The sequence below is a fragment of the Streptomyces sp. CBMA156 genome (genome assembly GCF_014596515.1).
Classification (GTDB): Bacteria; Actinomycetota; Actinomycetes; order Streptomycetales; family Streptomycetaceae; genus Kitasatospora.
Genome location: NZ_MSJQ01000441.1, coordinates 1 through 10,258, shown reverse-complemented (window position 1 = coordinate 10,258; position 10,258 = coordinate 1). Strand labels below are relative to the sequence as shown.

The following is a 10,258-nucleotide window of genomic DNA, read 5'->3' as shown; positions in this document are numbered from 1 at the left end:
GTCGCGACCTTGACGCTGCGCCCGGCCGGCAGCCCCCGTCTGTGGAGCGGCGAGGAACTCGCCGTCCCGGCCCGCTACCTGAGCTCGTTCACGGTGGACCGCCGGTACGCCGGGCAGGGCGTCGGTGCCCGTCTGGGCGACTGGGCCGCCTGGCGGGCCGCGCGGGCGGGCGCGGGGCTGCTGCGGGTGAACGTGTGGAGCGACAACACCGCGCTGCACGCCTACTACCGTGCGCGGGGCTGGCGTTGGGTGCGCACCGTGGCCGGCAGCCGCAGCGGCGCCCTGTTCGAGCGCCCGACGAGCGCGGTGGCGCCGGCGCGGGTCCACGAGGCGGGCCTCCTGCGGGCGTAACGGGCCCGGGCCCGCCGGCCCGCACACCGACCTGCCGGCCGGCTTCCCGCACCTGGGACACCCGCGCTGACGGGGCGGGGGCAGGCGGGCAATCCCGCTTCCGCGTGCCTTCCGCGTCACGGCCGGCCCGGGGCGTGTTCACGAAGATAACGAGTGGTTGTGGATTGCGGGCAGTGTGGTTTTACTTATTGACGTCATGTACGCGCTCAGGATTGACTCCCCTCCGACCCTGCCGCGAAGCCGCGGCGACCCCAGGGAGAGGCACATGATGAACGCCGTTCTGCGTCGCGCCCTCGTCTCCACCGTGGGCCTCGCACTGACCCTGTCCATGACCGCCGCCTGTGGCAAGGCCGGCGGCGCCAAGAACGAGAACTCCGCCGCCGGCAACACGGACGCCATCGGCCTGCTGCTGCCCGAGAACGCCTCCTCCGTGCGCTACGAGTCCTTCGACAAGCCGTTCATCGAGGCCAAGGTCAAGGCCCTGTGCGCGCCGTGCAAGGTGCTCTACAACAACGCCGAGGGCAGCGCCGCCAAGCAGAAGCAGCAGTTCGACACCCTGCTCGCCCAGGGCGTCAAGGTGATCATCCTCGACCCGTACAACGCCGAGTCCACCCAGGGCTGGGTCCAGGAGGCCGCCGCCAAGGGCGTCAAGGTCGTCGCCTACGACCGCCTCGCCGACGGCCCGGTCGCCGCCTACACCTCCTTCGACAACGAGAAGGTCGGCGAACTCCAGGGCCAGGCCCTGCTGGACGCGCTCGGCGCGAAGGCCGCCGAGGCGAACATCGTCATGATCAACGGCGACGACGCCGACCCGAACTCCGCGCAGTTCAAGACCGGCGCGCACAAGGTCCTCGACGGCAAGGTGAAGAAGGTCGTCTACGAGCAGTCCGGGCAGTGGGACGCCACCGTCGCCGGGCAGAAGATCTCCGCCGCCGTCACCGAGTTCGGCAAGAACGGCTTCCAGGCCGTCTACTCCGCCAACGACGGCATGGCCGCCGCCATCATCACCCAGCTCAAGGGCGCCGGCATCACGATCCCCGTCGGCGGCCAGGACGCCGGCCTGGACGCGATCCAGCGCATCCTCAACGGCGACCAGGCGTACACCATCTACAAGGCCTACCGCCCGCTCGCCGAGACCGCCGCCGAACTGGCCGTCGCCCTCCTGCGCGGCAAGGACGTCAAGGCCATCGCCACCGGCAGCGCCGACAACGCCACCGCCAGGAACATCCCGGCCAAGCTGCTCGACGCCAAGGTCGTCACCAAGGACAACATCACCGCCACCGTCCTCGCCGACGGCCTCTACAAGGCCTCCGACATCTGCACCGCCGACTACGCCGCCGCGTGCGCCGCCGCCGGACTCAAATAGGCCCTCCCCCAAGGTGGTTGAACCGTGAAAGGCGCACCCGTCCTCCGACTGCGCGCGGTCTCCAAGCGCTTCGGCGCCGTACAGGCCCTCACCGAGGTCGACCTCGACGTCCACGCCGGTGAGGTGCTCGCCCTCGTCGGCGACAACGGCGCCGGCAAGTCCACCCTCGTCAAGACCATCGCCGGCGTCCACCCCGTGGACGAGGGCACCCTGACCTGGCACGGCGAGCCGGCCCGGCTGGCCCGCCCCCAGGACGCCACCGCCCTCGGCATCGCCACCGTCTACCAGGACCTCGCCCTGTGCGACAACCTCGACGTCATCGCCAACCTCTTCCTCGGCCGCGAGAAACGCCGCCGCGGCCTGCTCGACGAGGTCGCCATGGAACAGCACGCCCGCCGCCTGCTGGACACCCTCGCCATCCGCATCCCCGACGTGCGCACCCCCGTGGCCGCGCTGTCCGGCGGACAGCGGCAGGTGGTGGCCATCGCCCGCGCCCTGGTCGGCGAGCCCTCCCTGGTCGTCCTGGACGAACCCACCGCCGCCCTCGGCGTCGAGCAGACCGCCCAGGTCCTCGACCTGGTGGAACGGCTGCGCGAACGCGGCCTCGCGGTGGTGCTGGTCAGTCACAACATGGCCGACGTACGGGCCGTGGCCGACACCGTCGCGGTGCTGCGCCTGGGCCGCAACAACGGCGTGTTCCCGGTGGCGGGCACCACCCAGGAGCAGATCGTCGCCGCCATCACCGGCGCCACCGACAACGCCCACGCCCGCCGGGCCCGCCGCACCGAGGAGACCGAGGAGGCCGAGGCCGTATGAGCACCCCCGACGCACCCGCCGACGCCGCCGGCGCCGCCGCTTCCGCTTCCGCCGCCGACCCCAGGCTGCACCAGCCCGCGCAGGGCTGGGCCGGGCGGGCCGCCGCCGCCCGGCACCGCCTGGCCTCCGGCGAACTCGGCTCGCTGCCCGTCGTGGTCGGCCTGGTCGTCATCGCCGTCGTCTTCCAGTCCGTCACCCACCACTTCCTCCAGGCCGACAACCTCACCAACATCACCCGCTTCATCGCCGGGCCCGGCCTGATCGCGGTCGGCGTCGTCTTCGTGCTGATCCTCGGCGAGATCGACCTCTCCCTCGGCTCCGTCGCCGGCTCCAGCGCCGCGATCGCCGCCGTCCTCGCCGTACGCCAGGACCTGCCCGAATGGCTCGCCATCCTCGCCGCCCTCGGCGCGGCCTGCGCCATGGGCCTGCTGCACGGCTTCTTCTTCGCCCGCATCGGCGTCCCCGCGTTCGTGGTCACCCTGGCCGGCATGCTCGCCTGGAGCGGCCTCCAGGAGTGGGTCCTGGGCAGCGGCGGCACCGTCAACAACCGCCACGACGGCATCATCGCGAGCCTGGACACCACCTTCCTCGGCGACGGCGACATCGCCTACGCCTGGGGCCTGGCGGTCCTCGCCCCCGCCCTCTACCTCACCGCCCACCTGCACACCGCCCGCCGCCGCCGCGCCGCAGGACTCACCGCCCGCCCCACCGCCGACAGCGCCATCCGCGCCGGCGCCCTGGCCGTCCTCACCCTGGCCGCCGCCTACGCCCTCAACCAGGACCGCGGCCTGCCGCTGTCCCTGGTCGTACTGCTCGGCGCCGTCCTCGCCACCGACTTCGTGCTGCGCCGCACCCGCTACGGCCGGCAGGTCTTCGCCGTCGGCGGCGGCATCGAGGCCGCCCGGCGCGCCGGCGTCAACGTCGCCCGGGTACGGATCTCGGTGTTCGTGCTCTCCGCGTTCCTGGCCGGCCTCGGCGGCCTCTTCTACGCCTCCCAGCAGGGCTCCGCCGACAAGCAACTGGGCAGCGGCAACGTGCTGATGAGCGCGATCGCCGCGGCCGTCATCGGCGGCACCAGCCTCTTCGGCGGCCGCGGCAGGACCTGGTCGGCGCTGCTGGGCATCCTGGTCATCCAGTCCATCACCACCGGCCTGGACATGGTCCACGCCGCCCAGGCCATCCAGTACATGATCACCGGCGCCGTCCTGCTCGCCGCCGTCGTCCTCGACTCCCTCACCCGCCGCACCCGCGGCACCGGGCGCACGTAGGGGCGCGACGGGGCCACGGCCCGGCACCCCGCGGTGGGGCGCCGGGCCCTTCGCCGTGGGCCGGCCCGGCCCCTCCGGAACCCGTACGCCCCGCCCTCGGTGTCAGGGGACGCCGAGGGCGGTCAGCACCTGCGGTGCCACCACGCCGACTCCGGGTCCGCCGACGGCTCCTGATGTGTTCGCCCGAGGTGCACCAGGTCCAGGCGCTCGACGTGCGACCGGAGTTCGGCACCGGCCCTCGGCGGCAGCATGAACAGGGCCTCCTGCAGCTTGTCCCGGGCCCAGCCCTCACCGCAGCAGGAGCAGGTGAACTCGGCCTCCCACGGCCTCCACCGCCGCCCGGCGCCGTGGACGCGCACGGACCACACACTCAGCGCCACCGCCACGATGCCCGGGGACAGCCGTTCCCGTTCGAGCACACGCACGGCGGCGTTCGCCGCCCCCGACAGACCCGGGACGTCGCGATAGCGCACCCAGGGACACCCCCGGCCGCGCCGCCGGGGCCGGAGTGCGGCCGGCGTTCTACGCGGCACGGCCCCTTCGGATGCAGATCACGGGCGGCATCCTCTCACGGCCCACAGGCAGGACCCGGCCGGTGCCGGGCCCGGTCGGTGTCGGGGCAGGCAACGACGGCCGCTCCCCCGCTCCCCCGCTCACAGGCGAGTTGCGGGGGCGCGGCAGCGGGCGAGGGCGTACACGGAAGCGGAACACCACCCCATGCCGGACCAGGAACCCGGCATCTGGATCCGCCGCCCCGGCCTGGTCCGGGCGGGTGCACCGGACCGGGACTGTGCCGACCCGGGCGCGGGAGGTCATGGCGGCCGCGCCGCCGCGCGCGGCCCGCCTGCCACTGGTTGTCGATCTTCACGAGATGTCGGCCTGCCGGCCTGGCGGCACCGGGCGAGCACCCGGAGCAGGCTCGTGCCCGTTTCCCGTCTCCTGTGTCCGCGGGGTGCCGGGTTCGGAGACGGCGAAAGACCCCGGCCGCCCACGGCGATGGGCGGCCGGGGCCGGTGTCCTCAGCGGGCCGGAGGCGGTCGCCGCCGACGGCCGGCCGCCCGCCCACCCGGAAACGCGCCGGTCAGAGCGCGGCCCACCGGTTCCAGTCGCCGTTGGTGTCGCGGACGCGGGCCCAGGTCCGGCCGTCGGTGCCCTTCGCGGCGATCTCGAAGTTGCCGTAGCCCATGTCCGTGGCGGAGATGCCGACCGGGCCCGTGAAGACACCACCCATGGACAACCAACCGCTCTTGGTACCGGACTTGTCGGTCCAGCGCGTCCACACGGCGTGGTCGGTACCGATGACGAACACCTCCTGACGGCCGTCACGGAAGTAGTAGGTCACCGCACCCTCGCCGTACGCGCCACCGCACAGGAACGTGCCGCCCCACACCTTGCTGCTGCACGTGCTGATCGCAGGCGTGGCACCCCCACCCGCGCCACCGCCCCCACCCGCCGCGCTGGCGGGCACCGCCGCGACGGAGAGCGCGGCGAACGCGGCCGCGGAGACGGCGAGGGCCTTGACGAACTTCATGACTGCTCCAGAAGGGAGACGTGACGACCGGTCGGGGGAGGCGAACGGCCGTTCCCCTCACCAGTGCTGACGGAGGAACCGGCGCCACCGGTTCAACCGGCCGGGCACACCCTCCGGTTCGGCGGGCAGGGCGGAGCGCCTGCCCTGGCCCTTCCTTCTTCAGCACAGAAGTGGAACGCCACCTCATGCCAGACCAGGAACGCGTCATCCGGATCCGCCGCCCCTACCTCGACCTGATCGCCAACGGCACCAAGACCATCGAGGTTCGCGTCGGCTACCCCGGCATGCGCAGGATCCACCCGGGGCAGTTGCTCGCCTTCGAGTCCGGGGACGCCCACTGCCGTACCCGGGTCGTCAAGGTCTCCGAGTACCCGAGCTTCGAGGCGATGCTCGACGCAGAGGACAACGAGGCGATCGGATCCGAGGGCATGGACCGCGCCGAACTCCTCGCCGCCTGCCGGGAGATCTACCCACCCGAGAAGGAACGGCTCGGCGTCCTCGCCATCCACCTGCGCCTCGCCCCGTAGCCGGGGCCCGGCACTCCGCCACGCACGGGAAGTCGATCCCGCCGACTTCTGCGGGCCCGAATGACGCGCTGCTGGCCGGGCGCACCGAAGGCCGTGTCACATTGCTGGTGAACCCGCTCGCCGGGGACGGGAAAGTCCAGCATCTCCACGAGTCCTGGGGCTACCAGGCGTTCAACGCCCAGCAGCCCTCGCCGGACTCACCCCGGCTGACGGCGACGCTCCGTCCGACCCGCTGAACCTGACAGGGGCACCCACCAGTGCAGCCGAGCGGGCCCGGGTATTCGCGGATACCACGGTCTCTTCACGAGGATGCTTTCCTGCCGGTCCAGGGACACCGGGCGAGCCTGGAGCAGGCCGGTGACCGCGACGCCTGCCACGATCTCCCGCCGGTCGATCATGCCCTGGATCCGGGAGACCGGGATCCACTCGATCCGGTCGGCCTCATGAGTGTCCACCGGCGGTGCGACGTAGGTCGCACCGCGATGTGCCGCCTTTCATCGCCCCACCGAACCGGAGAGTTTCTCTCCGCCTATGCTACCGTCTTGGAAGCGGAGAGAAAGTCTCCGCCTGAGGGTTCCATCTCGTCGAAAGGAGCACGCCATGAACGGCGCGCTGACCGTCCGGACCGTGATCGACGGCACGGAGTACACGCAGGGCGACATCCGCCAGTGGGAGCTGAACCGCGCCCGGAACGCGCTCACCCTGCTCAAGAGCCGGATCGGCGACGAGCTGATGCGGGAGCTGCTCTCCGAGGACCTCCGGGTGGCGGACGAGATCATGGCCCCGCTCCCGGACGCCTCGGACGGCGCGTGGCAGTCCGCCGTGACCGAGATGGAGATCAACGGGATCACCGCCGAGGAGTTCCTGACCTGGTGGCAGGGCCGGCTCGCGAGCGCCGACCGGACGGCGCTGCTCGCCGCCAACCCGGAGCACTACCTCGCCGACTCCGCCGACGGCGTGGTCGAGATCATCGAGACCATCGGCTCCGGACCGCTGCGCTTCTTCCTCACCTTCCACGACGGCGTCGCGATCGAGGACGAGGGCCACGAGACCTACCCCGTCCGGATCGGCGGCACCGGCCGGCTCACGGACGGCACCGAGATCTGCCGCGTCATGCACGAGTTCGGCGACGGTCCCCGCGGCCTGCGCATCCGCCTGACGATCCAGTTCCCCGCGAGCGCCCCCGAGCACGTCTTCACCGGCCACAAGTGGCACTTCGCCTGCGAGTTCCTCAACTGGCTGGAGGCCGCACACACGGCTCGGTGACGACGGCCGAACGGCGGTGGGGAACCCTCGTGCTGCCCGGTTCCCCACCCCGCAGTCCTGCCGGCACGCACCCCACACCATCGAGGTCACCCCTCATGCGGACCAGAAAACCGCCCCCGAATCCGGACACCCCCTCCTCCACGTCGCCTCTCCCGCAGCCCTCCCCGGCCCGGCACACCCTGCGCCGTGCCGCGCACGAGTTCGGCCTCACCGGACTGCTGCTCTTCCTCGTCGTCACCGCGATGCGGTGGCTGCTCGCGCCCGACTCCCCCATCGCGATCGGGAACCGGGACCTCGCCCCGGCCGTACTCGGCGCGCTCGTCGGCGCGCTGTTGACCGCGCTCATCCTGTCGCCCTCCGGGCGGTACTCCGGCGGACACCTGAACCCCGCCGTCACCGTGGCCCTGTGGCTCCTCGGGGCCTTTCCCGGGCGGGCCGTCCTCCCGTACATCGCCGCCCAGGCGACCGGAGCACTGGCCGGCACCGCGCTCGGCGGCCTCGTCTGGGGGGCCGCCGCCCGCCACGCCCCCATCGCGTACTCGGCCGTGGCGCCCGCGCCGACCTGGAACGCCGCCGCGGTGCTCACCGCGGAGGCCGGAGCCATCGTCGTCGTGACACTCATGCTCGGCGCCTTCCTGCGCCGCCCGGCCTCCCTCCGGCTGCTGCCGTACGCCGTGGGCCTGGCCACCGCCCTCATCATCGCGTCACTGGGCCCCCGCAGCGGCGGATCCGCCAACCCCGCACGACAGTTCGGCCCGGCGCTCCTGTCCGGGAACACCACCGATCTGTGGATCTACCTGCTCGCCCCGGTGATCGGCGCGTTCATCGGCGCCGGCCTCTGGCACGCACTCGCCGCACCTGCCCGCCGGGCCCGGACCCGCCACGCCCCCGGCACCGGCTCCGGCTCCGGCTGATCAGCCCCCGCTCCCCCGCTCACGCGCGGGGTGCGCCGGCCGAAGCCGGCACGATCACCGCCCGCCGACAGCGGACCACGTCCGTGCTGCCGCGGCGCACGATCCGCTGCCCGTGCCCCATCCGGGCCCGGTGCACCACCTCCGCCCCCCACGTGAGCCGCACCCTGCCACGCGGTGGCCACGGCCCGCACCTGACCCGGAGCCCGGGGCCCGCCACGCCACGCCGCACCGCGCACCGGAAGTCGGCGGGGTCGACTTCCGGTGCGCGGCGCGGGTGTTGGGGTGCGGGGAGGGTGCGGGGGGTGCGGTCAGTAGTTCCAGACGGCCGGGACGAAGCGGAAGGTGCCGCTGCCCGCGTCCGCGACGTGGCAGACGGACGGGAACGGCAGGTGGGTGGCCACCAGTTGCTCGCCGGTCGACGCGAGTTCGTTCAGGAGGCGCAGCCGCACCCGGGTGGACTCCTCGGGGTCGTGGTCGAAGCCGTTGTGCCAGTCGGGCTTGTCGAACCCGCACTGGAACACCGCGTCGCCCGCGAACGTCAGCCGGTCCCCGCCCGACTCCAGGCGGATGACGCTGTGGCCGGGCGTGTGACCACCGGTGCGGCGCACCACCACGCCCGGCGCCACCTCGTACTCCGCCTCGAACGGCCGCAGCTGGCCGCGGTACACCTCCAGGAACCGCGACGCGGTCGTGCGCAGCACCTCCGGCACCGGGGCGGGCATGTCGGTGCGCGAGAAGTCGGGCGCCTCCCAGAACTCGGCCTCGGCGGCGGCCAGATGGACCCGCAGGTCGGTGCGCAGCCGGCCGCGCAGTCCTTCGACGAGCAGCCCGCCGATGTGGTCCATGTGCAGGTGGGTGAGCACCACGTCGGTCACGGAGCCGGGGTCGATGCCGGCGGCGTCCAGTCGCATGGCGAGCTGTCCGGCCCGGGGGAAGCCCGGGAACTCCGTGCCCAGTCCGGAGTCGATGAGGATGGTTCGGCCGCCGCTGCGCACCACGGCCACGTTCAGGGGCCAGTCGATCGACTCCAGCGGCAGGAACATGTCGCCGAGCCAGGTCTTCAGGTCGGCCGCGGGGGCGTTGGTGGCCAGGGTCACGGGGGAGATCGGCAGGACCCCGTCGCTGATCACCGTCACGTCGATGTCGCCGACCTTCAGCGCGTAGCGCGACGGGACCGGTTCGTCGCGTCCCGGCGCGTCGGGGTGTGCGGTGTGGACCTGGGTCATGGGGTTCTCCTCGCGATGAGCGTCAGCCGGGGGCTTCGGCGGTGCTGCGGGTCGCACCGTCCGGTCATCTCTAAAGGACAGGCGAGGAGCCCGGTTTGTGACAGCGTCCGGCGGATCGGGCCTGGTAGGGCGTCAGGGAAGTTGTCGCGAACGCCCGTTGTGTGCGTGATCGCTGTGATACGTTCCGTAATCCAACCGAAAACAGGAGACCCCGGCGGTGCTACCAACACCCCGGGGTCAGGCAACAGGAGCCAACACTCCCGATGCGTGTCCATCGTAGCGCCCACGTGCGCGATTTCACCGTGTTGCCCAACGGCATGCTGCAGTGCCGACGGCTCTCGTACACCGCCCGCGGCCTGCTCGCGGACCTCCTGTCCCGTCCGGACGGCCGGCGCGAGGACGGCCGGCGGATGGCCGACACCAGCCCCCAGGGGCGTGGCGCGATCCGCAAGGCACTGCAGGAGCTGACGGACGCCGGGTTCTACCGGGTCGAGAAGATCCGCCTGCCGGACGGCACGATCGTCAGCGAGACGCACGTCTACGACACCCCGCAGCTCGCGCCGCCGCCGGGTGTCACCCGTCCGGTCCCCGGTGGAGGGGCCACCGGCGGTGCTGTCGCCCTTTCAAAGGACCGGTACCAAGAACCCTCCCTCCCCGGCCCGCACGTCGTTGAGGCCGAAGAGGACGAAGAGGCATCCGGTTCCGAAGAGGCCGCCGACGAAGGGCAGTTGCGCGAGGCGGTCGCCACGCTGTTCCGGGTGGTCCGCCCCGAGCCGCGCCTGCGGCTGGGAGAGGCCGAGGCACGTGAACTCGCGCCCCTGGTCGCGCGGTGGCTGGAGCGCGGCAGCACCGCCGCCGACCTCGCGCAGGCCCTGCTGCCGGGTCTGCCCGCCCCGTTGCACTCGGCGGTCGCCGTCCTGCGCTACCGCCTGGAGCGCAAGCTGCCCCCCGCCCCGGCCGCCGTACGGCCCGCCGCGGCCCGGTACGCCGAGT

Annotated in this window: 12 protein-coding genes; 9 read left to right on the top strand and 3 right to left on the bottom strand. The window is 72.7% G+C overall.

Going from position 1 to position 10,258, the window contains the following annotated elements; translation table 11 throughout:
- The 4 genes from BU198_RS39830 to BU198_RS39815 all read left to right on the top strand — a co-directional run.
- Window positions 1-351: GNAT family N-acetyltransferase (locus BU198_RS39830; protein WP_188301615.1), on the top strand; the 351-nt coding region annotated here is incomplete at its 5' end.
- Window positions 352-619: 268 nt separating this feature from the next.
- Entirely contained in the window at window positions 620-1,717 is a 1,098-nt protein-coding gene (locus BU198_RS39825) for a sugar ABC transporter substrate-binding protein (protein ID WP_188301617.1), read from the top strand.
- A 24-nt stretch (window positions 1,718-1,741) separates the two neighbouring features.
- Window positions 1,742-2,533 (top strand): ATP-binding cassette domain-containing protein, encoded by a 792-nt coding sequence (locus tag BU198_RS39820; RefSeq protein ID WP_188301614.1) that lies wholly within the window; start codon window positions 1,742-1,744, stop codon window positions 2,531-2,533.
- On the top strand, window positions 2,530-3,801 hold the full coding sequence (locus tag BU198_RS39815) for a sugar ABC transporter permease (protein ID WP_188301613.1): 1,272 nt from the start codon (window positions 2,530-2,532) through the stop codon (window positions 3,799-3,801). The genes BU198_RS39820 and BU198_RS39815 overlap by 4 nt, the downstream gene beginning before the upstream one ends.
- 122 nt (window positions 3,802-3,923) lie before the next feature.
- On the opposite strand, the gene BU198_RS39810 is transcribed toward BU198_RS39815, so the two are convergent.
- On the bottom strand, window positions 3,924-4,274 hold the full coding sequence (locus BU198_RS39810) for a hypothetical protein (RefSeq protein WP_188301612.1): 351 nt from the start codon (window positions 4,272-4,274) through the stop codon (window positions 3,924-3,926).
- A gap of 608 nt (window positions 4,275-4,882) precedes the next feature.
- On the bottom strand, window positions 4,883-5,332 hold the full coding sequence (locus BU198_RS39805; protein WP_188301611.1) for a hypothetical protein: 450 nt from the start codon (window positions 5,330-5,332) through the stop codon (window positions 4,883-4,885).
- Window positions 5,333-5,517: 185 nt separating this feature from the next.
- On the opposite strand from BU198_RS39805, the gene BU198_RS39800 reads away from it, so the two are divergent.
- The 4 genes from BU198_RS39800 to BU198_RS39790 all read left to right on the top strand — a co-directional run bounded on the left by BU198_RS39800 (window position 5,518) and on the right by BU198_RS39790 (window position 8,039).
- On the top strand, window positions 5,518-5,859 hold the full coding sequence (locus tag BU198_RS39800; protein ID WP_188301610.1) for an ASCH domain-containing protein: 342 nt from the start codon (window positions 5,518-5,520) through the stop codon (window positions 5,857-5,859).
- 107 nt (window positions 5,860-5,966) lie between these two features.
- Window positions 5,967-6,095 (top strand): hypothetical protein, encoded by a 129-nt coding sequence (locus BU198_RS43105; RefSeq protein WP_317620515.1) that lies wholly within the window; start codon window positions 5,967-5,969, stop codon window positions 6,093-6,095.
- Between the two features lie 364 nt (window positions 6,096-6,459).
- Complete coding sequence (locus BU198_RS39795; RefSeq protein ID WP_188301609.1) at window positions 6,460-7,125, top strand: hypothetical protein; 666 nt, start codon at window positions 6,460-6,462, stop codon at window positions 7,123-7,125.
- Window positions 7,126-7,220: 95 nt separating this feature from the next.
- Window positions 7,221-8,039, top strand: a complete 819-nt coding sequence (locus tag BU198_RS39790; protein ID WP_223245566.1) for an MIP/aquaporin family protein — start codon at window positions 7,221-7,223, stop codon at window positions 8,037-8,039.
- A gap of 308 nt (window positions 8,040-8,347) precedes the next feature.
- Here the strand turns inward: BU198_RS39790 and BU198_RS39785 are convergent, their stop codons facing one another.
- Window positions 8,348-9,265, bottom strand: coding sequence for an MBL fold metallo-hydrolase (locus tag BU198_RS39785; RefSeq protein WP_188301608.1), 918 nt, complete (start codon window positions 9,263-9,265; stop codon window positions 8,348-8,350).
- 263 nt (window positions 9,266-9,528) lie between these two features.
- Here BU198_RS39785 and BU198_RS39780 point away from each other — a divergent pair.
- Window positions 9,529-10,258 (top strand): hypothetical protein (locus BU198_RS39780; RefSeq protein ID WP_188301607.1); only part of this gene is annotated, 730 nt, incomplete at its 3' end.

Excerpts from the sequence above, each read along its gene's own strand:
- BU198_RS39825 (WP_188301617.1), top strand. The coding sequence starts at position 620 with ATGAACGCCGTTCTGCGTCGCGCCCTCGTCTCCACCGTGGGCCTCGCA.
- BU198_RS39795 (WP_188301609.1), top strand. The coding sequence starts at position 6,460 with ATGAACGGCGCGCTGACCGTCCGGACCGTGATCGACGGCACGGAGTAC.
- BU198_RS39785 (WP_188301608.1), bottom strand. The coding sequence starts at position 9,265 with ATGACCCAGGTCCACACCGCACACCCCGACGCGCCGGGACGCGACGAA.
- BU198_RS39790 (WP_223245566.1), top strand. The coding sequence starts at position 7,221 with ATGCGGACCAGAAAACCGCCCCCGAATCCGGACACCCCCTCCTCCACG.
- BU198_RS39805 (WP_188301611.1), bottom strand. The coding sequence starts at position 5,332 with ATGAAGTTCGTCAAGGCCCTCGCCGTCTCCGCGGCCGCGTTCGCCGCG.
- BU198_RS39800 (WP_188301610.1), top strand. The coding sequence starts at position 5,518 with ATGCCAGACCAGGAACGCGTCATCCGGATCCGCCGCCCCTACCTCGAC.
- BU198_RS39815 (WP_188301613.1), top strand. The coding sequence starts at position 2,530 with ATGAGCACCCCCGACGCACCCGCCGACGCCGCCGGCGCCGCCGCTTCC.